This is a genomic window from Kribbella sp. NPDC104740 (genome assembly GCF_055583505.1).
Window position 1 is genome coordinate 1898597 of record NZ_JBVJNV010000001.1, and the last position, 20751, is coordinate 1919347.

Annotated in this window: 19 protein-coding genes and 1 tRNA gene; 10 read left to right on the top strand and 10 right to left on the bottom strand. The window is 70.0% G+C overall.

Annotation, left to right across the window (positions count from 1 at the left end):
- Nucleotides 1–5: 5 nt before the first annotated feature.
- From ACZ6Z4_RS08890 to orn, 4 genes are all read right to left on the bottom strand, one after another.
- Nucleotides 6–824 (bottom strand): Fpg/Nei family DNA glycosylase, encoded by an 819-nt coding sequence (locus ACZ6Z4_RS08890; RefSeq protein WP_465560117.1) that lies wholly within the window; start codon nucleotides 822–824, stop codon nucleotides 6–8.
- A 24-nt stretch (nucleotides 825–848) separates the two neighbouring features.
- Entirely contained in the window at nucleotides 849–1991 is a 1143-nt protein-coding gene (locus ACZ6Z4_RS08895) for a hypothetical protein (RefSeq protein WP_465560120.1), read from the bottom strand.
- A 321-nt stretch (nucleotides 1992–2312) separates the two neighbouring features.
- A tRNA-His gene (locus tag ACZ6Z4_RS08900) sits at nucleotides 2313–2385 on the bottom strand.
- 46 nt (nucleotides 2386–2431) lie between these two features.
- On the bottom strand, nucleotides 2432–3040 hold the full coding sequence (gene orn / locus ACZ6Z4_RS08905) for an oligoribonuclease (RefSeq protein ID WP_363672599.1): 609 nt from the start codon (nucleotides 3038–3040) through the stop codon (nucleotides 2432–2434).
- Nucleotides 3041–3124: 84 nt separating this feature from the next.
- Between orn and ACZ6Z4_RS08910 the strand changes: the two genes are divergently transcribed.
- Nucleotides 3125–3592, top strand: coding sequence for a GNAT family N-acetyltransferase (locus tag ACZ6Z4_RS08910; protein WP_465560122.1), 468 nt, complete (start codon nucleotides 3125–3127; stop codon nucleotides 3590–3592).
- On the opposite strand, the gene ACZ6Z4_RS08915 is transcribed toward ACZ6Z4_RS08910, so the two are convergent.
- The 3 genes from ACZ6Z4_RS08915 to ACZ6Z4_RS08925 form a co-directional block, all read right to left on the bottom strand.
- Entirely contained in the window at nucleotides 3589–4365 is a 777-nt protein-coding gene (locus ACZ6Z4_RS08915) for a maleylpyruvate isomerase family mycothiol-dependent enzyme (protein ID WP_465560124.1), read from the bottom strand. The two genes, ACZ6Z4_RS08910 and ACZ6Z4_RS08915, sit on opposite strands and share 4 nt — an antisense overlap.
- A gap of 147 nt (nucleotides 4366–4512) precedes the next feature.
- Nucleotides 4513–4716, bottom strand: a complete 204-nt coding sequence (locus ACZ6Z4_RS08920; RefSeq protein WP_012919747.1) for a cold-shock protein — start codon at nucleotides 4714–4716, stop codon at nucleotides 4513–4515.
- Between the two features lie 219 nt (nucleotides 4717–4935).
- Complete coding sequence (locus ACZ6Z4_RS08925; protein WP_465560127.1) at nucleotides 4936–6378, bottom strand: MFS transporter; 1443 nt, start codon at nucleotides 6376–6378, stop codon at nucleotides 4936–4938.
- Nucleotides 6379–6428: 50 nt separating this feature from the next.
- Between ACZ6Z4_RS08925 and ACZ6Z4_RS08930 the strand changes: the two genes are divergently transcribed.
- From ACZ6Z4_RS08930 to ACZ6Z4_RS08965, 8 genes are all read left to right on the top strand, one after another.
- Complete coding sequence (locus ACZ6Z4_RS08930; protein ID WP_465560130.1) at nucleotides 6429–6866, top strand: MarR family winged helix-turn-helix transcriptional regulator; 438 nt, start codon at nucleotides 6429–6431, stop codon at nucleotides 6864–6866.
- A gap of 110 nt (nucleotides 6867–6976) precedes the next feature.
- Nucleotides 6977–9595 (top strand): FAD/NAD(P)-binding protein, encoded by a 2619-nt coding sequence (locus ACZ6Z4_RS08935; RefSeq protein WP_465560134.1) that lies wholly within the window; start codon nucleotides 6977–6979, stop codon nucleotides 9593–9595.
- A gap of 195 nt (nucleotides 9596–9790) precedes the next feature.
- On the top strand, nucleotides 9791–10606 hold the full coding sequence (locus ACZ6Z4_RS08940; RefSeq protein WP_465560137.1) for a hydroxypyruvate isomerase family protein: 816 nt from the start codon (nucleotides 9791–9793) through the stop codon (nucleotides 10604–10606).
- 16 nt (nucleotides 10607–10622) lie between these two features.
- A complete protein-coding gene (gene gcl / locus ACZ6Z4_RS08945) occupies nucleotides 10623–12398 on the top strand; it encodes a glyoxylate carboligase (RefSeq protein ID WP_465560140.1) in 1776 nt (591 codons plus the stop codon).
- Nucleotides 12399–12410: 12 nt separating this feature from the next.
- Complete coding sequence (locus ACZ6Z4_RS08950; RefSeq protein WP_465560143.1) at nucleotides 12411–13475, top strand: 2-dehydropantoate 2-reductase; 1065 nt, start codon at nucleotides 12411–12413, stop codon at nucleotides 13473–13475.
- Nucleotides 13476–13677: 202 nt separating this feature from the next.
- Complete coding sequence (locus tag ACZ6Z4_RS08955) at nucleotides 13678–14556, top strand: class I SAM-dependent methyltransferase (protein ID WP_465560146.1); 879 nt, start codon at nucleotides 13678–13680, stop codon at nucleotides 14554–14556.
- The gene (locus ACZ6Z4_RS08960) at nucleotides 14557–14916 is read left to right on the top strand and encodes an ArsR/SmtB family transcription factor (protein ID WP_465560149.1); all 360 of its coding nucleotides are present in this window, start codon (nucleotides 14557–14559) and stop codon (nucleotides 14914–14916) included.
- Nucleotides 14913–15623: a cation diffusion facilitator family transporter gene (locus tag ACZ6Z4_RS08965; RefSeq protein WP_363672575.1), complete on the top strand. Its 711-nt coding sequence runs from the start codon at nucleotides 14913–14915 to the stop codon at nucleotides 15621–15623. Before ACZ6Z4_RS08960 ends, ACZ6Z4_RS08965 begins: the two co-directional genes overlap by 4 nt.
- Nucleotides 15624–15674: 51 nt before the next feature.
- On the opposite strand, the gene ACZ6Z4_RS08970 is transcribed toward ACZ6Z4_RS08965, so the two are convergent.
- From ACZ6Z4_RS08970 to sucC, 3 genes are read right to left on the bottom strand one after another with little or no spacing between them, the layout of a single operon-like run.
- Nucleotides 15675–16559 (bottom strand): 2-hydroxy-3-oxopropionate reductase, encoded by an 885-nt coding sequence (locus ACZ6Z4_RS08970; protein ID WP_465560153.1) that lies wholly within the window; start codon nucleotides 16557–16559, stop codon nucleotides 15675–15677.
- 12 nt (nucleotides 16560–16571) lie between these two features.
- Nucleotides 16572–17465, bottom strand: a complete 894-nt coding sequence (gene sucD, locus ACZ6Z4_RS08975) for a succinate--CoA ligase subunit alpha (protein WP_363672571.1) — start codon at nucleotides 17463–17465, stop codon at nucleotides 16572–16574.
- 14 nt (nucleotides 17466–17479) lie between these two features.
- Entirely contained in the window at nucleotides 17480–18634 is a 1155-nt protein-coding gene (sucC, locus tag ACZ6Z4_RS08980) for an ADP-forming succinate--CoA ligase subunit beta (RefSeq protein ID WP_465560157.1), read from the bottom strand.
- 153 nt (nucleotides 18635–18787) lie between these two features.
- On the opposite strand from sucC, the gene ACZ6Z4_RS08985 reads away from it, so the two are divergent.
- Entirely contained in the window at nucleotides 18788–20179 is a 1392-nt protein-coding gene (locus tag ACZ6Z4_RS08985) for an MFS transporter (protein ID WP_465560161.1), read from the top strand.
- Nucleotides 20180–20751: the final 572 nt, after the last annotated feature.

Genomic DNA, 20751 nt, shown 5'->3' on the forward strand with positions numbered 1-20751 from the left:
GGAGTTCAGCGTTCCGGGAGCACCTGCTCGACCGAGCACCACCAACTGGTACGCCCTCCAACGGTGCCGGTGGTCATCGGAGCGTGATCGCGCGGGCAAGTACCACCCGCCCGCCGCCAGGGAACGATCGTCAGCGTGTGCACCCCGCCACCGCGAAAAGCTGCGGCGATCGTGGCCCGGATCGAACGCAACAGCTTGGTGATCTGCGCTGGCGACAGATCCCGGACGTTCGTCCCCGGATGCAGCCTCGCCCGCCACAACGCCTCGTCGGCCAGCAGATTGCCGATCCCCGCAACCCGATGCTGATCAAGCAGCCGCGCTTTGACCGGAGCAGACCCACCGCTCAAGGCCGCCCGAAACTGGTCCGGCGTCATCGTCTGCGCATCCGGCCCGAGCTCACCCACCGGCGGATCCAGCCTGACCCGCCCCAACCGCCGCGGATCGACCAACATCAACCGCCCACCGTCCTCAAAGGCCAGCGTAAACCGAGCCCACGAGTAGTCCCCGACCTCCCGCCGCCCCTCCCAGTAGTCCCCACCGTCGATCTCGGCGCCGTCGGCATCAGCCACCACGATCTTCCCCGACATCCCGAGATGAATGCCGAGGCTGATCGTGCTCGAGCCCCCGCGGACTTCGCACCACATGCTCTTGCCCTGCCGCCGCGCGTTCAACAGAACCCCACCGACCAGCGCATCCCGAATCTCCCCCGGCCGGTGCGGCCGGCACACGAAGGAGTCGCTGTCGTCGACGTCGACGATGCGCCGCCCCAGACCATGCTTCTCGATCACCGACCGAGCCGACTCAACCTCAACAAGCTCAGGCACGCCCCGAGCGTAGCTGTCCTGCGGCTACTTCTTCTTCCGCAACAGGTAGACGTCGCCGCTGCCGGCCCGGTCGGTGTTGAAGATCAGGTCCGTGTCGTTGATGAACGCCGCGTGCGGGTGCAGGTTCTCGTCTTCGTGGCACGGGTCCGAACAGTCGTGCTTGAACATCTTCGTCGGATTCACGGTGCCGTCGTCGTTGGGGGTGAAGTAGTAGATGTACGGATCCGTCGGAGTTTGCCCGTCGCCCTGCAGCAGCGTTCCGTCGGGATTCGTCGCGAAGTGGTTTCCCTTCTCGTAGATGTCGTACTTCTTGGTTTTGTCTTTCTTGATGTCGTAGATGATGATCTGTTCCTGCGGCGTTTTGTTGTCGTCGTCGTCGAGTTTCCGGACGTACGCCGCGTTGGTGGCGTTTCCCCAGAACGGGTGCACACCGTGCTCGCCGGACTTGGTCAGGATCTTCTTCTCCTTGGACTTGATGTCGACGACGCCGATCTCGTGCTCATCCTGGACGTGGTAGAGCAGGGTGGTGCCGGTCGGGTTGATCAGCACGTGGTCGACCTTGCCCTCGATGGTCTTCACCTTGGTCTGCGTGCGCTCGCGCACGTCGACCGTGACCAGGTCGGACTGGCCGTTCTTGGTCCCGCCGGTGTGCAGCGAGAGCGCCATCGTCTCCCCGTCCGCGGTCAGCGCGGCGATCCCCTTGATCTCGTACTTCTTGTCCGCGGTGTAGACCTCTCGTTCCTTCCACGGCTCGGTCAGACCGACCCGCTTGATCGTCCGGCCCTCCCGGAAGAAGGCCTCGTTGGTCGCGGCCGAGACGTTGGCGTGGTTCCCGTCCAGGTCGTCGGACGCGGTCACCTGCACGAACGACCCGTCCTTGAGTGACATCAGGTACAGGTTCTCCGCGCCGTCGCGGTCCGACATGAACACGACGGACTTCAGGTCCGGAACGTACGGGTTCACGTCGAGATACATCTTGTTGTCGAGCTTGCTCGAGGTGGTGAGTTGCAACACCTCGTACTTCGGGTCGAGCGCTTTGAGTGTTTTCCACTCGGCCTCGTACTGCTTTCCCTTTTTACCGTTGCTGCCCGAGCTCTGCGCGTAGCTCAGCGACGGCATCGCGAGCAGAGCAACCGAAACAGCAACCGCCAAGAATTTGACCCGCATGAAGATCTACCTCCAGCCGGTGGCATTCATTGATGTCGCTGTAAGTTTATGGACGGTTGCAGAGCGTGACATCGCGAAGAGATTGCAGCTGAATCACAGCCAAGCGAAGCGAAGGCCACCGCAGCAAACCCCAGCCCCAGCAGCCGAGCGAAGCGAAGGCCACCCCACAGCGAACCCCAGCCACAGCGGCCGAGCGAAGCGAAGGCCCAGGGGGTGCGGGTGGCGAAGCCCCCGCCCCGCGCCGAGCGAAGCGAAGGCGCACAACATGCCGAAGGCGACCCGGTCCGCGCTTTCCGCGGACACAGATCGCCTTCGCCTGAGGGTGAGTGACGGGACTCGAACCCGCGGCCACCTGGACCACAACCAGGTGCTCTACCAGCTGAGCTACACCCACCATTGCCGCTTCAACTGCAGCGGCTGGGTAAGCATACCGACGATGGTCAGTTGTCGGAAATCGGGGTGCTGACCAGGCTCGCGGCCGCTCTCGCGGTGTCGCTGTCGGGGCCGGGCTGGGGCACGAAAACGGTCTGCCGGTAGTACCGGAGTTCGGAGATCGACTCGGTGATGTCGGCCAGTGCGCGGTGGTTGCCGTTCTTGGCGGGGGTCGCGTAGTAGACCCGCGGGTACCAGCGCCGGACGAGTTCCTTGATGGAGCTGACGTCGACGTTGCGGTAGTGCAGGTGGGACTCGACCTTGGGCATGTCGCGGACCAGGAAGGTCCGGTCGGTGCCGACGGAGTTGCCGGCCAGGGCGGCTTTGCGCGGCTCCTTGACGTACCCGCTGATGAACTCGAGCACCTGCTGCTCGGCGTCGGCGAGCGGGATGCCGTGCGGGAGTTCCTCGAGCAGTCCGGACGCGGTGTGCATGTCGCGGACGAAGTCGCCCATCTGGTCGAGGGCTTGTTGTGGCGGCGCGATCACCACGTCGATGCCGTCGCCGAGGACGTTGAGTTCGTAGTCGGTGACGAGTACGGCGACCTCGATCAAGGCGTCGTTCGCCAGGTCGAGGCCGGTCATCTCGCAGTCGATCCACACCAGCCGGTCGTTCATGGGAGCCCACCTTACGGCGAGGGGGTCCGTGCGTCGCGCCCGGCAGCCGATTCGCCCGGGCGTGGCGCCCCGTACGGTGTGCTGATGATCGCGACGAGGTTCACGACCGCCCGGCTGGAGCTGCTGCCGCTGGAGGTCCGGTACGCCGAGGAGATGGCGGCGGTGCTGGCGGCGCCGGAGCTCTACGAGTTCACCGGTGGGGAGGCGCCGTCGGTCGACGTACTGACCGAGCGCTACCGGCGCCAGGTCGCCGGGCCGGGGCACCCGGGGGAGTACTGGCTGAACTGGGTGATCAGCTTGGACGGCGTACTGGTCGGCTTCGTGCAGGCGACGGTGACGGACGTCGCCGAGGTTGCCTGGGTGGTCGGGAAGCGGTGGCACCGGCAGGGGATCGCGCGGGAGGCCGCGGTCGGGCTCGTGCAGTGGCTGGGCGACCGCACGGTCATCGCGCACGTGCACCCCGAGCACAAGGCGTCACAGGCCGTGGCCGCCGCAGCCGGCCTGCACAAGACTGATCACGTGGAAGACGGCGAGGAGCGCTGGACGACCTAGCCGGTCACCCAGTCCATGTGGTCGATCCACAGGTCGAGCAGCGCCCGATCGCCGTGCACCTCCAGCTGCGGCGCCTCGGCGAGCGGGCGGCGCCGGCTCAGCACCAAGAGCAGGTCGGCGGCCGGTCCGCGAACGGCGACGTCGGCCTTCAGATGCGTGCGTTCGAGCGCGACCCGGTCCTGCTCGCGCCGGGCCACCCACTCCCCGGCGGCGTCGGTCGCGTGGAAGTGCAGGGTCTCGCCGTTGCCGCGCATCGCGTCGGCGAAGCCGGGCCGGTGCTCCCAGTACCCCTGCGAGGTCATCGTGTCGAGCCAGTCCTCGATCGCCTCGACGGCGTCGTCCGGCTCCAGCTCGTACGTCGTACCGAGCGCGGAGGCCGCATCGGCCCGGTGCACGCACGCCTCGCCGAACAACCGGCGCGACCAGAACTGCACGCCCGCGTCGCCGCCGGACGGGTCCCAGACCGGCGTCTGTTCGGTGACCGACGCGAACGCGCGCTGCGCCTCGGCGGCGCTCTCGTTGAGCCAGTCGCGCCAGGCGGCCGGGTCGGTCGGCCCCGGGGTGTAGCTGGCGAAGGCCGGGCCCGGATCCATCATCCGCTCCCCGACCAGCTTCGCGATCTCCCGCTGGGTCGAGCCGACGTGGTCGACGAGCTCGGTCAGCGTCCACTCCGGGCAGGTCGGGACCGGCGCGGAGCCGTCGGCGCCGTCCACCCAGCCGGCGAACGTGGCCGTCTGCTCGACGACTCCGGACAAGTAGGCCTGCGGGTCCATCGCGGTACCTCCGACTGGCGGTGACGTTGCCGGTCAGCCTTGCACGTGGTGAGGCCAGGACACAGGGGAGTCGCCGCTCCGTTCGGAGCAGGAAACGGAACAGGCCCGCTCCGACGAGTCGGTGCGGGCCTGCTACGTACTGAGGGTTCAGACGGGGCGAACGTTCTCCGCCTGCGGGCCCTTCGGGCCCTGCGCCAGGTCGAACTCGACCTTCTGGTTCTCGTCCAGGGTCCGGAAGCCGTCCGTCGCGATCGCCGAGTAGTGCACGAACACGTCGGCGCCGCCGCCGTCCTGCGAGATGAAGCCGAAGCCCTTTTCGCCGTTGAACCACTTCACTGTTCCGCTGGCCATGATCTGCTCCTTTGGTGGGGCGGGTATCAGGTCCGGCGGTCGCCGGCACCTGGGTTGCCGAACGAGCCCTCCCACCCGGACCGTGGCCCGGAAATGAGAAAACGCCCTGCGGATCACATCTCCCGCGGGCGTTTCAAGAACGAACGTGGAACTGCAAAACTGCAACCGACGGAAACGGTAGCACGAAATCACTGCGAGTACAGAGAGCCGCCACAGCGGCTACCAGGAGCCACGGTGGTCCGGGACCATGAACGCGAACGGGATGATCAGCACCAGCACCGCCGCGAACACCACGAAGCTGTGCGCCTGCGCGATCCCGGGCGTGGCCGCGTGCGACAGGATCGCCGTGGTCACCGAGACCGCGATGATCCCGCCGGACTGCCGGAACATCCCGCGCAGCCCGGCGATCGCCGAGATCTGGTCCGGCGCGAGCTGCAGCGAGGCGTTGTTCGACGCCGGGATCGACAGCCCCATCCCGATGCCGGTGACGGCGGCGGCCGCGGCCAGCCACGCGTACGGCGTGAGGCCGTGCGGCGCCAGCGACATGATCGTCATCCCGCCGGCGACCAGCAGGAACCCGCCGATCATCGGGGCCCGGTAGCCGGTCCGCCGCAACGCGAACACGGCCAGCCCGGCGACGCAGATCATCCCGACGGCCCTTGCCGTGAGCAACGTTCCGGCCTGGAGCGGCTGGATCCCGTAGCGGGCTTCGGCGTACAGGGGGACCAGGGCGCCGAAGCCGAGCACGGCGGCGCCGTACAGGAGGTTGATCGCGTTCATCACCGCGAAGCCGCGGCCGCGCAGCAGCTGGACCGGGATGAACGGGTTGGCGGCCCGGTTGGCGTGCCGGACGAACAGGAACCCGAAGAGCAGCGCGAGCACCTCGCTGGCGATGAACAGCGGGTCGGTCGGGGACGCACCGCCGCTGCCGAGCGAGCTGATCCCGTACATGCCGAGCAGGATGGTCAGGGCCAGGAAGGCCGCACCGACCAGGTCGATCCGGGCCGCCTTCTTCGGCGCGCTGTGCGGGACGAACTTCCAGGCCAGCAGGATCAGCAGGACGCCGGCCGGGACGTTGACCAGGAAGATCTCCCGCCACGACCAGTAGGTGACGATGACGCCGCCGATGATCGGGCCGAGGATGCCGCCGATCGGGAAGATCGAGGTGAACATGCCGACCGCGCGGTCCCGGTCGCGGCCGAACTGCTCGGCCACGATGCCGGTCGCGGTCGGCATGAACGCGCCGCCGCCGATCGCCTGGAAGGCCCGGAAGACGACCAGCAGGTAGATGTTGTCGGCCAGGCTGCAGGCCAGTGACGCGACCGTGAACAGCACGGCGGCACCGAGGAAGATCTTCTTCCGGCCGAACTGGTCGCCGAGCCGGCCGGCCACCGGCATCACCAGGATCTGGCCGAGCGCGTAGATGGTGATCGTCCAGCCCGACCAGTTCAGCTGGGCGCCGAGGTCGCGCTGGATCGCGATCAGCGCGGTGGCCACGATGGTCTGGTCGATCGAGGCCATCAGCAGCGCGATCGAGACGATCGGGAACACGATCCAGCGCCGCGGCGACGGCTCGTCCCCGCCGAGGACCGGCGGCTCGGCGACCGTGGTCGGCCCGTCGGTGGAAGGGCGGCTGCTGGCTGGGAGACTCTGGGGTTCCATCAGCAGCCAGAGTACATTGCTTGCCAGCAGGCAATAAAGGGGTAGAGACGATGTCCGACACCGAGACGTTGAACAAGCTGCGTGGCGTGATCTCGCGGCTGGCGCGCGAGCTCAACGCCACGGCCACCGACGAGGGCCTGACGCCGACCCAGGCGTCGGTGCTCGGCCTGATCGCGTTCCGCGGGCCGCTCGGCCTGACCGAGCTGGCCCAGCTCGAGGGGCTGAACCCGACGATGGTCTCCCGGGTGATCGGGCGGCTGACCGAGCTCGGGCTGATCCAGCGCGACCCGAACCCGGCGGACCTGCGCGCGATCCAGGTCGAGGCGACCGACCAGGGCCGCGAGCTGCAGCAGCGGATCAAGTTGCTGCGGACCGAGGCGATCGGGAAGTGCCTCGACCAGCTGCCGCAGGAGTCGGCGCGGACGATCATCGACGCGCTGCCGGCACTGGAGGAGCTCGCGCTCGCGCTGCGTTCGACGCACAGCTGAGCGGTCGTCACGGACGGTCGCGGGACTGGTGAAAGGCCGGGCGATCGGTTACTTTCGACTATTAATTCTAGTGAATAACTAGAGTTTTACACCTGTGGGGGGTGGGTCGGATGACGGTTGCGGTGATCGGCGCGGGGGCGGCCGGAGCGCTGGTGGCGGCGCGGCTGCTGGACGCCGCGGACGGGCGGAAGCTGCGGATCGTGCTGATCGATCCGGGCGCCGGTCGCGGCCCGGCGTACTCGACGGACGACGGGCGGCACCTGCTGAACGTCCCGGCGGCCGGGATGAGCGCGCTGCCGGATCGGCCCGGCGACTTCGTCGACTGGCTGCGGGAGCGGGTCGACCCGGAGATCAAGCCGTCGAGCTTCGTCGCGCGCGGCCGGTACGGCGACTACCTGGCCGACCACCTCGCGGAGTGCGAGCGGCGGTCGTCGGCGGTGCTGGAGCGACGGTACGACCGGGTCGTCGCCGTCGACCACACCGGGCGCCGGCAGGTGACCGTGCGGTTCGACACCGGTGAGTCGCTGGTCGCGAGTGCTGCGGTGCTGGCGACCGGTACGGCGCCTGGTGTCGCGTGGGCGCCGGCTGGGCTGGTGTCGTCGGAGCGGTTCGTGGCCGACCCGTGGGCTCCGGGTGCGCTGGATGCTGTGCCGGAGTCCGAGGTGCTGCTGGTTGGCACGGGACTGACGATGGTCGACGTCGCGCTGTCGCTGGACCGGCCGAGTCGCAGCGTGCACGCGGTGTCGCGCCATGGCGTCGTACCGGCGGTGCACCGGTCGGAGAAGACGCCGCCGGTCGCGGCTGAGCTGGCGGGCGATCTGCAGGCGTTGCGGACCGGTGTGCTGCGGCACGTAGTAAAGACAGTACGGCGTACTGGTGACTGGCGGGCGGCGATCGACGGGCTGCGCCCGATCACCGCGCAGCTGTGGAAGAGCCTGTCCGAGGACGACAAGGCCGAGTTCCTGCGGACCGACGCGCGGACCTGGGACGTGCACCGGCACCGGATGGCGCCGATCACCGCGGAGCGGCTCGCGGCCGTGCGCGAGTCCGGGCGGCTGTGTCTGCATCGCGGCGAGGTGGTCGCGGCCGAGGACACGGGCGACGCGGTGCGCGTGCTGCTCAGCGACGGTACGGCGATGACGGTCGGTGCCGTGGTCAACTGCACCGGCCCGGTCGGCGACCCGGCGGCTGACCCACTGCTCGCGACGTTGCTGGCCGGGGGCCTCGCTCGCACCGGCCCGGCCGGGCTGGGCCTCGACACCGCCGACGACGGATGGGTGCTCGGGGCAACTGGTCGGCGGGCGCCGCTGTGGACGCTGGGTGCTCTGCGGCGCGGTGCGCTGTGGGAGTCGACCGCGATGCCGGAGATCCGCGGCCAGGCGGTCGAGGTCGCGCGGGCTGTCGTCGACCACCTCCACCGGCCGGCTGTGCGGCGGCAGAGCGATGTATATGGACTCAGGCTGACGACGACCGCGGCGGCTGCCGCGTCGTACAACGCGGCGTTGGGGCGGCTGCTTCGGTTGCAGGGTGGCGCGGAGGAGCTGGTCGCGGCCGCGGTGATCGAGGATCCGGAGTTCGCGCTCGGGCACGCGGCGCTGGCGCTGCTCGGGCACGAGTGGGGGATGGACGTCGACGTCGCCGCTGAGCTGGCCGCGGCGCAGCGGGCTGGGGAGCGCCGGCTGCTGGACGGGCGCGAGCGGAGCTTCCTGGCGGCCGTGTCGGCTCGGGTGGATCGCGCGGACGCCTCGGCGTTGCTGGATCACCTGCGCGAGTACCCGTTGGACGCGCTGGTCGTCAGCGTCGCCGTACCGACTGTTGCGTTCGGTGGGCTGACGTCGGGGAGCCAGACGGCTGAGCTGGTGGAGAGTCTGGCGCCGTCGTACGGCGGGGACTGGTGGTACGCCGGGCAGTTGGCGTTCGTTCGCCAGGAGCAGGAGCGCTGGGGTGAGGCCGAGCAGCTGTCGTCGTACGCGCTGTCGATCGAGCCGTCGTCCGGACATGCGGTGCATGCCCGGGCACACGTCTTCTACGAGACCGGTCAGCACACCGCCGGGCTGCGCTGGCTGGACGGGTGGATCCGCCGGCGTGGGCCGCAGGCCAACCATCGCGCGCACTTCTCGTGGCACGCGGCGCTGCACGAGCTGATGATGGGCGACGTCGACGCCGTACGGAGCAGGTATTACAGCCAGCTCGCTCCGCCTGGGGTGAGCGGGTCTCGAGTGCTGGTTGACTCGGGGGCGTTGCTGTGGCGGTGCCGGATGACCGGTGCCTGGCCGGACCCGCTGCCGGTCGCGGATGTGGTGGCTGCTGCTCCGGAGGGCTGGCTGGTGCAGCCGCCGACCGGGTTCGCGGCGATGCACAGTGCGCTCACCTTGGCGGCGGCTGACGATCTCGTGGGGCTCGACCGGCTGCGGCGAAACTCTGCCGGGCATGGGGATCCGGTGTTCCGGGACGTCGTCGCGCCGTTGTGCTCGGCGCTGTCGTCGGTCGTGATGGGGGACTGGGGGACCGCGCTGGTGATCCTGCAGGCGTTGCCGTCGCGGCTGCTCGCGCTCGGTGGGAGTGCCGCGCAGCGCGACGTCGTGGAGGAGACGCTGGTCTACGCGTTGGCCTCCGCGGGACGTGGGGACGACGCCGCGCTGCTGCTCGACGCGCGGCTCAGCCGTCGGCCGTCACCGCTCGACGTCCGGCGTCGCAGTGCGTTCACGACCCACTCGGCGACCGCCTGACCGATCCCCCGAGGACCCGCAGCCGACGGACTGCGGGCCCTCGGGCTGCCCGGATTTCGGGCGAGCGCTTTCCAAATCCCTTGGTAGGCAAGGTCTATCGGATGACGCCAAATGTGACCTTGGTCATGCCTTGACCGCCCTCAGGGCTCGGCCTACTGTATGCGGTATACACGAGCCCCTCCGAAAGGCGGGACCATGCAGACTGCTCTGCCCAAGTTCTCCGTGAACTGCTCGATCCTGTTCACCGAACTGCCTTTGCTGCAAAGACCTGCGGCTGCCCGCAAGGCCGGCTTCGAAGCGGTCGAGTTCTGGTGGCCGTTCGACTCCGCGCTGCCGGGCGACGCCGAGGTGGACGCGTTCGAACGCGCCATCCTGGACGCCGAGGTCCAGCTCACCGGGCTGAACTTCGCCGCCGGCGACATGCCCGGTGGCGATCGCGGCCTGGTGTCCTGGCCGCAACGATCGCTGGAGTTCCGCGACAACATCGCGGTCACCCTGGGGATCGGCGAACGCCTCGGCTGCCAAGCGTTCAACGCGCTGTACGGCAACCGGGTCGAGGGGTTCGCGCCCCAGGCCCAGGACGAGCTCGCCGCCGAGAACCTCGCGCTGGCCGCCACCGCGGCCGGCTCCTTCGGTGCGACCGTGCTGGTCGAACCGGTCAGCGGCGCCGAGCGCTACCCGCTGCTGACCGCGGCCGACGCAATCGCGGTGATCGACCGCGTGGTCAGCGAGTCCGGTGTCACGAGCATCGGGCTGCTGGCCGACCTGTACCACCTGACCGTCAACGGGGACGACGTGAGCAAGGCGATCACGACGTACGCCGACCGGATCGCGCACGTGCAGATCGCGGACGCCCCCGGACGCAACGAGCCCGGGACCGGCACGATCCCGATCGATCAGCACCTCGCCGAGCTGGCCGACGCCGGCTACGACGGCTGGATCGGCTTGGAGTACAAGCCGTCCGGCGCGAGCGCCGACAGCTTCGGCTGGCTGACCGACCGATCGTCCTGACCGACAAGGAGCTGGCATGCCACGAATGACTGCCGCCCGCGCGGCGGTGGAGATCCTCCGGCGCGAAGGCGTCTCCCACCTGTTCGGCCTTCCCGGCGCCGCCATCAACCCGTTCTACGCCGCGGTCCGGGCCCAGGGCGAGCTGAAGCACGTGCTGGCCCGGCACGTCGAGGGCGCCTCGCACATGGCCGAGGGCTACACCCGCGCCGAGGCCGGGAACATCGGTGTCTGCGTCGGGACCTCCGGCCCGGCCGGGACCGACATGATCACCGGGCTGTACTCGGCCTCGGCCGACTCCATCCCGATCCTGTGCATCACCGGCCAGGCACCGGTGGCGAAGCTGCACAAGGAGGACTTCCAGGCGATCGACGTACCGTCCATCGCCGCCACCGTGACCAAGATGGCGGTCACGGTGCTGGAGGCGGCCCAGGTCCCGGGCACCTTCCAGAAGGCGTTCCAGGTGATGCGCAGCGGGCGTCCCGGCCCGGTGCTCATCGACCTGCCGCTGGACGTCCAGCTCACCGAGATCGACTTCGACCCCGAGCTGTACGTCCCGTTGCCGATCGCGACGCCGCGGGCCAGCGTCGCCCAGGCGGAGAAGGTGCTCGACCTGCTGGCGGAGGCCGAGCACCCGCTGATCGTGGCCGGCGGCGGCATCGTGAACGCCGACGCGGCCGGCCTGCTGGTCGAGTTCGCCGAGCTGCACGGCGTACCGGTGGTGCCGACGCTGATGGGCTGGGGCACGATCCCCGACGACCACCGGCTGATGGCCGGCATGGTCGGCCTGCAGACCTCGCACCGTTACGGCAACCAGACGCTGCTCGCCTCCGACCTGGTCGTTGGCATCGGCAACCGGTGGGCCAACCGGCACACGGGTGGTCTGGACGTCTACCGCGGTGAGCGCAAGTTCGTCCACATCGACATCGAGCCGACGCAGATCGGCAGGGTGTTCGCGCCCGACCTCGGCATCGTGTCGGACGCCAAGGCCGCGCTGGAGACGCTGATCCACGTCACCCGGGAACGGATGGCCAAGGGCGCGCTGCCGGACCGGTCGCAGTGGGCCGCCGAGTGCCGCGAACGCAAGCGCACGCTGGTACGCCGTACCGACTTCGACGACGTCCCGGTGAAGCCGCAACGGGTCTACCAGGAGATGAACAGTGCCTTCGGACCGGACGTCCGCTACGTCTCCACGATCGGGCTGTCGCAGATCCAGGCCGCCCAGATGCTGCACGTCTACCGGCCCCGGCACTGGATCAACGCCGGCCAGGCGGGCCCGCTCGGCTGGACCGGGCCGGCGGCGCTCGGCGTCGCGGTCGCCGATCCGGACGCGACGGTCGTCGCGCTGTCGGGCGACTACGACTTCCAGTTCCTGATCGAGGAGCTCGCGGTCGGCGCCCAGTTCAAGGTGCCCTACATCCACGTGGTGGTGAACAACGCCTACCTCGGGCTGATCCGGCAGGCCCAGCGCGGGCTGGACATGGACTTCTGCGTCCAGCTCTCGTTCGACAACATCAACACCCCCGAGCTCGGCGGGTACGGCGTCGACCACGTCAAGGTGGCCGAGGGACTGGGCTGCAAGGCGCTGCGGGTGTTCGAGCCCGACGGCATCGGCCCGGCACTGGAAGAGGCCAAGAAGCTGATGGTCGAGCACGAGGTGCCGGTGGTGGTCGAGGTGATCCTGGAACGCGTCACGAATGTTGCCATGGGCACCGAGCTGGACAACGTCGTCGAGTTCGACGAGCTGGACGGTGTGGTCAACCCGATCCCGACGGCCTCCGGCCTACGAGACTGAAGGAGGGACCCGATGAGAGTCGCAGTTCTCGGCGCCGGAGCGATCGGCGCGTACGTCGGCGCGGCCCTGCACCGCGGTGGGACCGAGGTCCACCTGGTGGCCCGGGGCGCCCATCTCGACGCCATCCGGAAGAACGGCGTCCAGGTGCACAGCCCGCGCGGCGACTGGGTCGCGAAGACCCCGGCCACCGACGACCCGAAGGAGATCGGCCCGGTCGACTTCGTCTTCCTCGGCCTGAAGGCCAACTCCTACGCGACCAGCGGCCCGCTGCTGGAACCGCTGCTGCACGACAAGACCGCGGTGATCGCGGCCCAGAACGGCATCCCGTGGTGGTACTTCCACGGGCTGGCCGGCCCCTACGAGGGGCACCGGATCGAGTCGGTCGACCCGGGTGGTGAGGTGACCCGGGTCATCCAGCTCGAACGCGCGATCGGCTGCGTCGTGTACTGCTCCACCGAGCTGGACGGGCCGGGCGTCGTCCGGCACCTGGAAGGCACCCGGTTCTCGATCGGCGAGCCGGCCGGTGGGCAGAGCGAGCGCTGCCTGGAGTTCAGCGAGGCGATGGTCGCGGGCGGGCTGAAGTGCCCGGTCGAGAACGACGTCCGCAACGACATCTGGATTAAGCTGCTCGGCAACGCCGCCTTCAACCCGATCAGCGCGCTGGCCCGGGCCACCATGGTCGAGATCGCCACCCACCAGGGCACCCGCGCGATGGTCAAGCTGATGATGGAGGAGTCGCTGGAGATCGCCCGGGCGGTCGGCTGCGAACCCGACATCTCGGTCGACAAGCGGATCGACGGCGCCGAACGGGTCGGCGAGCACAAGACGTCGATGCTGCAGGACCTGGAGAAGGACAAGCCGCTCGAGCTCGACGTGATCCTCGCCGCGGTGGTCGAGCTGGCCGACCTGACCGGGACCAAGGCGCCCACGCTGCGTGCGGTGCACGCCGTCGCCGATCTGCTGGCCAGCAAGGTCGGGACGTCCACCGAGAAGGTCGCGCACGCGCCGACGTCGGGCCGGATCCCCGGCTCGGTGGCGCCGGCCGCGGTGGCACCGTCGGCGACACCCACCCCCTGACCAGGCGGGTCCGGAGGCGAGCCCTGCCGACAGCCCTCCGGGCCCACCTGTTCCACCCGCTGCGCCCGAAGGACTCCGCGAGGTCTTTCGGGCGCAGTGTCATACCTCGACCAGTAGGACCAGTGGTCTCTTGAGCAGCCCACTGGTCTTGCTGGTCCTGCCGTAGGGTCGACCTGGAATCTCACGTCGCAAAGGAGCGAGCATGAGCCTGGACCAGCAGACCCCGGGAGGGGTGCCCGACGGCAGCGCCGTCCCGCCAACCGGTCGGCCCGACGGCGGCGCCGTCCCACCGCTCGGCCGGTCGGCCGACGGCAGCGCGGGGGACGCCGACTACGGGCGGATCGGCGTCGACTACACCACCTACCGCCGTCCCGAGCCGCGGATCGCGGCCGCGATCCGGGACGCGCTCGGGCCGGTCCGGACGGTGCTGAACGTCGGGGCCGGTGCTGGTTCGTACGAGCCGACCGACCTGGACCTGGTCGCGGTGGAGCCATCGGCGCAGATGCGGGCCCAGCGACCGGCCGGCCTGGTTGAGGCGATCGACGCGACCGCCGAGCAGTTGCCATTCGCCGACAACGCCTTCGACGGCGCGATGGCGACGTTCACGGTCCACCAGTGGCGCGATCTCGAGGCGGGGCTGGCCGAGGTCCGCCGGGTGACCGCCGGCCCGGTCGTCGTCCTGACCTGTGACCCGACGCTGCTGAAGTGGTTCTGGCTGTACGAGTACGCGCCGGAGGCGATCGAGACCGAGGCTCGGCGCTACCCGCCGATCGAGTCCGTCACCGCGGCACTCGGCGGCGGGCAGGCGTTCGGCGTACCGATTCCGCTGGACTGCTCGGACGGCTTCGGCGAGGCGTACTACGGCCGCCCGGAGCGGCTGCTCGATCCCGGCGCCCGGCAGGCCAACTCCGCCTGGAGCTTCGTCGCGCCCGAGGTGCACGAGCGCTTCACCGAGCACCTCGGCCGCGACCTCGCCGACGGGACCTGGGACGCGCGCCACGGACACCTGCGCGACCAGCAGCACTTCGACGGATCGCTGGTCATGGTCGTCTCCCCGGGAGATCTTATCTATCATCGCTGAATGGCGATGACAGAGCTGAAGGTCGATGAGACGGTCGGGCTGGCCGCGGCGGCCTGTTTGTTCAACGGGTTCAGCGACGGCTCCCGGCTGGCGATCGTGCGGCACCTGGCCGCCGGCGAGCAGCGGGTCGTCGACCTGACCGAGCAGCTCGGGCTGGCCCAGTCGACCGTCTCCAAGCACCTCGCCTGCCTGCGGGACTGCGGACTCGTCGAGTCCCGCCCGCAGGGCCGGGCGTCGCTGTTCAGCCTGACGCACCCCGAGGCGACGATGGAGCTCCTGGCCGCGGCCGAGACGCTGCTCGCGCTGACCGGGGACGCGGTCGCGCTCTGCCCGGTCTACGGGATCGAGGCGCAGGGGTGAGTGAACCGCTGCAGATCAGTACGACGTGGATCGCGGACGCCGACGAGCGCCGCCGGCTCGGTCGCCGCGCGCAACTGCTGGCCGCCGCGTCCGTCACGTACAACGTGGTCGAGGCCGTCGTCGCCATCACCGCCGGCCTGGTCGCCGGGTCGGTCGCGCTGGTCGGCTTCGGGCTCGACTCGGTCGTCGAGGTCTCCAGTGGCCTGATCATCCTGTGGCAGTTCCGGCACCGGCTCCCCGAGACCCGGGAGCGGCAGGCGCTGCGGCTGCTCGCGTTCTCGTTCTTCGGCCTCGCGGCGTACGTCGGGTTCGAGTCGGTGCGCAGCCTGATCGTGGGGTCGGACCCCGAGGCCTCACCGGTCGGGATCGGGATCGCCGTCGCGTCGCTGATCGTGATGCCGTTCCTGTCCTGGGCGCAACGGCGTACGGGCAAGGCCCTCGGGTCGAACGCGGTCGTTGCCGACAGCACCCAAACGTTGCTCTGCACGTACCTGTCGGCGGTGCTGCTGATCGGGCTGGTGCTGAACGCGACGCTCGGCTGGAGCTGGGCCGACCCGGTCGCGGGCCTGATCATCGCGGGCGTCGCGGTCCGCGAGGGGATCGAGGCCTGGCAGGGCAAGGGCTGCTGCTCGCCGATCGCGGGCGGAACGACAGCAGCCGCCGGCTGCACCTGCGCTGAGGGCGCGTGCACCGACGGCTGCTGCTGAGTGAAGGGCCGCCGGCGGGCGAGCTGGCTTTCCCCCGCCGGCGGCCCGGTGTCAGGTGTTCCGTCCTGACAGTTCCTCGACCACCTTCAGCAGTGCTGAGTGGTCGAGAGATCCGTGACCCATGGCGCGGGCCGCGGAAACCAGCTGGGCGACCAGACCGGTCACCGGGAGGGCGACACCGGCCGCCCGGGCGGCGGACTGGGCGATCCCCATGTCCTTGTGGTGCAGGTCGATCCGGAAGCCCGGAGCGAACTCGCGGGCCAGCATCGACGACGACTTCAGGTCGAGGATCCGGTTGCCGGCCAGGCCACCGGCCAGCACCTCCAGGCCGCGCTCGCCGTCCACACCGGACGCCTCCAGCAGCACGATCGCCTCGCTGACCAGCGCGATGGTGCCGGCCACCAGCAGCTGGTTGGCCGCCTTCACCGTCTGGCCCGCGCCGTGACCGCCGACGTGCACGATCGTCCGGCCGAGGTCCTCGAGCACCGGCTTGGCCTCGGCGAACACCTCGTCGTCACCGCCGACCATGATCGACAGCGACGCCTTGATCGCGCCCTGCTCGCCACCGCTGACCGGCGCGTCCAGGACCCGTACGCCGCGCTCGGCGCCCACCTTCGCGACCTCGATCGAGGTCTCCGGCGCGATCGACGACATGTCGATCAGCAGCACCCCCGGCTGCGCCGACTCCAGCACGCCGCCGGGTCCGAGCACGACCTCGGCCACCTGCGGCGAGTCCGGCAGCATCGTGATCACGACCTCCGCCCCGGCGACCGCCTCGGCGATCGTCGGCGCGGGCTTGCCGCCGGCCTGCAGCAGCTTGTCGACCGAGGCCGGGACGACGTCGTACCCGGTGACGTCGTGCCCGGCGCTGACCAGGTTCGCCGCCATGTGCGACCCCATGATGCCGAGGCCGATGAATCCGATCTTCTTCGCCATCGGTTCGTCCTCTCAGACCGGGTTGAGGCTCTGCTCGAGCGCGGCCCGCATCAGCCGGGCGGTCTCCGACGGCGTCTTGCCGACCTTGACCCCGACCGCCTCGAGCGCCTCCTGCTTGGCGGCCGCCGTACCGGAGGAGCCGGAGACGATCGCGCCGGCGTGGCCCATCGTCTTGCCCTCCGGCGCGGTGAAGCCCGCGACGTAGCCGACCACGGGCTTGGTCACGTACTCGGCGATGAAGGCCGCGGCCCGCTCCTCGGCGTCGCCGCCGATCTCGCCGATCATCACGATCGCCTCGGTGTCGGGGTCGTCCTGGAAGGCCCGCAGCGCGTCGATGTGGGTGGTGCCGATGATCGGGTCACCGCCGATCCCGATCGCGGTGGTGAAGCCGTACTCGCGCAGCTCGTACATCATCTGGTACGTCAGCGTGCCGGACTTCGAGACCAGGCCGATCCGGCCGGGGCCGGCGATGTCGGCCGGGATGATGCCGGCGTTGGCCAGGCCGGGGCTGATCAGGCCGGGGGAGTTCGGGCCGATGATCCGGGTCCCGTTCGCCTCGGCGTGCGCGAAGAACGCGGCGGTGTCGTGCACCGGCACGCCCTCGGTGATCACCACGACCAGCTCCAGGCCGGCGTCGACGGCCTCGATCACCGCGCCCTTGACGAACCGCGGCGGCACGAACACCACCGACACGTCGGCGCCGGTCGCCTTCACGGCGTCGGCGCAGGATCCGTAGACCGGGATCGACCGCTTGGCGAAGTCGACCGACTGGCCGCCCTTGCCCGGCGTCACGCCGCCGACGATGTTGGTGCCCGCGCCGAGCATCCGGGAGGTGTGCTTCTGCCCCTCGGCGCCGGTCATGCCCTGCACGATGACCTTGCTCTTGTCGGTCAGGAAGATCGCCATCTGTCCAGCTCCTCTCAGGCCTGCGCGGCCAGCTCGGCGGCGCGGTCGGCGGCACCGTCCATGGTGTCCACCACCGTCACCAGCGGGTGGTTCGCCTTGGCGAGGATCTTGCGGCCCTCGTCCACGTTGTTGCCGTCGAGCCGGACCACCAGCGGCTTGTTCGCCGCGGGGCCGAGCAGCTCGAGCGCCTGCACGATGCCGTTGGAGACCGCGTCGCAGGCGGTGATGCCGCCGAAGACGTTCACGAACACGCTCTTCACCTGGGCGTCGCCGAGGATGATGCCCAGTCCGTTGGCCATCACCTCGGCGCTCGCGCCACCCCCGATGTCCAGGAAGTTCGCGGGCTTCACGCCGCCGTGCGGCTCACCGGCGTACGCGACGACGTCGAGCGTCGACATCACCAGCCCGGCGCCGTTGCCGATGATCCCGACCTCGCCGTCGAGCTTGACGTAGTTGAGGCCCTTCTCCTGGGCGGCGGCCTCGAGCGGGTCGGCCGCGGCCTTGTCCTCGAAGGCGGCGTGGTCGGGGTGCCGGTAGCCGGCGTTCTCGTCCAGCGTCACCTTGCCGTCGAGTGCCTCCAGCCGCCCGTCGCCGAGCTTGACCAGCGGGTTCACCTCGACCAGCGAGGCGTCCTCGGCGATGAACACCGTCCAGAGCGTCTTGACCACCTCGGCGGCGCCCTCGGGGAAGCCGGCCGCGGCGACGATCTCGGCGGCCTTCGCGTCGTCGACACCGACCGCCGGGTCGATCGCGATCTTGGCGATCGCGTCCGGGTTGGTGTGCGCGACCTCCTCGATCTCGACACCGCCCTCGGTGCTGGCGATGCACAGGTAGCCGCGGTTGGCCCGGTCGACCAGGAACGAGAGGTAGTACTCCTCGGCGATGTCGGCCGCCGGGGCGAGCAGCACCCGCCGTACGGTGTGGCCCTTGATGTCCATCCCGAGGATGTCCTGGGCCCGGGCGGTCGCCTCGGCGGGGTCGGCGGCCAGCTTGACGCCACCGGCCTTGCCGCGGCCGCCGGCCTTCACCTGGGCCTTGACCACCACCCGGCCGCCGAGCGCCTCGGCCGCTGCGGCCGCGTCGGCGGCGTCCTCGACCACCCGGCCGAGAGTGACCGGCACGGCGTGCCGGGCGAAGAGTTCTTTGGCTTGGTACTCCATCAGGTCCACGGGGGGTAGTCCTCTCCTCACGCACGCTGCTGACTCGTTCTGGCGACTGTATGCTGTATGCAAGCTCACATTCAAGGGCCCGTGGGTCTGGACAAGAGGTAGCGGAGAGGAGTACCAAAGTTCCATACGGTATGCAGTAGTCAGGAGGCGATCATGAATGACGCGACCACCAGTACGCCTCCCCGGGACGTTCGGGACGTGTACGGCCGCCGGTACCGGATCGGCGAGGACGCCCGGGAGCTGACCGGGCACTCCCGCCGCAGGCAGCTGTGGGCCGCGTGGGCCTGCATGGCGGCGATCAGTCCACTGCAGTACTCGTTCGGCTCGGCCGCCCTCGGCCTCGACGCCGGACGGGCCTGGGGAACCGTCCAGACGATGTGGCTGCTGGCCGTCTTCGTCGCTTTCCAAGCACTCGTCGCCGTCCCCGCCGCCTGGTTGCAGCGCGTACGCCGGGTGACGCCGACCCAGCTGGTCGTCCTCGGCGGGTTCCTCGCCGCGGTCGGCCTGGTGACGCTGGCCCACGTCGGCAGCTACGCCGGCGCGGTCTTCGGGTACGCCGTCGTCGGCGGCGCCGGCGCCGGGCTCGTCTACTCCGCGTGCATCACCACCGCGGCCCGCTGGTTCCCCGACCGGCGGACGTCCACGATCGGGTTCGTCACCGGCGGCTTCGCCGTCGGCGCCGTACCGAGCATCCTGCTGCTGACGCTCTTCGACACCACCGGCGGCCAGCGCTACGTGTTCGACCTGACCGCGGTGGTCGCGCTGCTGATCGTGATGACCGCGGGCGGCCTGCTCAAGGACCCGCCGCGGCACTGGTGGCCGGCCGAGATCGACGCCCAGGCCTGGGCCGTCGACCGGCGGCTGAACCGGAGCATCCCGAACAACCTGCCCGCCGTGCGCTACTACCGCCCAGGTGAGGCGATGCGGACCGGTGCGCTCCCGCTGATGTGGCTAACGCTGGCGATCAGTACGGCGCTGTCGCTGTTCGGCATCGCGTTCGTGGTCAGCTACGCGACCGAGGCCCGGCTCGGGACGGCTGTCGCCGGGCTGGCCGCCGGAATGCTTGCCGCGGTCAACGGTCTCGGGCGCTCCACGGCCGGGACGCTGTCCGACCGGTTCGGCCGGCGGCGGGTGCTGGCCGCCGTACTGATGGTCGAGGGTTTCACCCACGTCGGCCTGGTGCTGGCGGGGGAGGCCGGGATGGGTGTCGTGTTCGTGCTGTGCGCGATGTTCGCCGGGCTCGGCGGTGGCGCCTTCTACGCCATCATGGCGAACCTGGTGCTGGAGTTCTTCGGCGAGAACAGCCTGCTGCAGAACCAGTCCATCCTGTACAGCGCCAAGGCCGTCGGCGGCCTGGTCGGCGTCGGCGTCGCCGCGACCCTGGTGGCGACGGTTGGCTACCGCCCGGTCTTCCTGGCCGCCGGAGCACTGGGGCTGGTCACCGCGCTCATCGTCCGCTTCCTCAAGCAACCAGGCCGACCAGCGTTGTCGGTGAGCTCCCACCTCGGTACGCCGGTCGCCGGCGCCGTCAGGCCGGGCGAGTGAGTCGCACTGAGGCAGGACCGGACACGAGCGCCGAGTACGCGTGGGTGCGTCCTGCTGAGCCGTGCGTGCTCGAGCTCGTCTCCAAGCTGGCGCGCGAACCCTGGACGGACCGGCCGACTTGCGTGCATCCGGTCCTCGGATCGGTCGCGCGGGCTGTGCACGACCACTGCAGCCCGCGCGGCCGGCAGGCGTTGTTGCCGCTGGCCCCTTTGTTCCTGGACACCGCGCGGCCGGGCTTCGACCTGTCCGCGCGGCTGGTGGCGCTCTGCGTGTCGAGTGCGCTGTCCGGGCCGGGGGAGATGGCGGGGGACGAGCGCTCGCGCCTGCGGAACGCGGAGGAGACAGCGTGCTACCTACTGGCCGACCGGTCGGGCCCACCGCCCGCCGGGCCGGCCCGCTGGTGGTTGCCCGCGCTGGACCGGCTGAAGCTCAGCGAGCCGTTCTACCGGACCGTCGTGGCCACCGAGCATGCCGCGGAGGCAGTCGTGGGGGGGGGGGGGGGGGGGGGGGGGGGGGGAGGGGGGGGGGGGAGAGTGTGGGGCGGGTCTTGTTATTTTTTTTCTGTTTTGCTT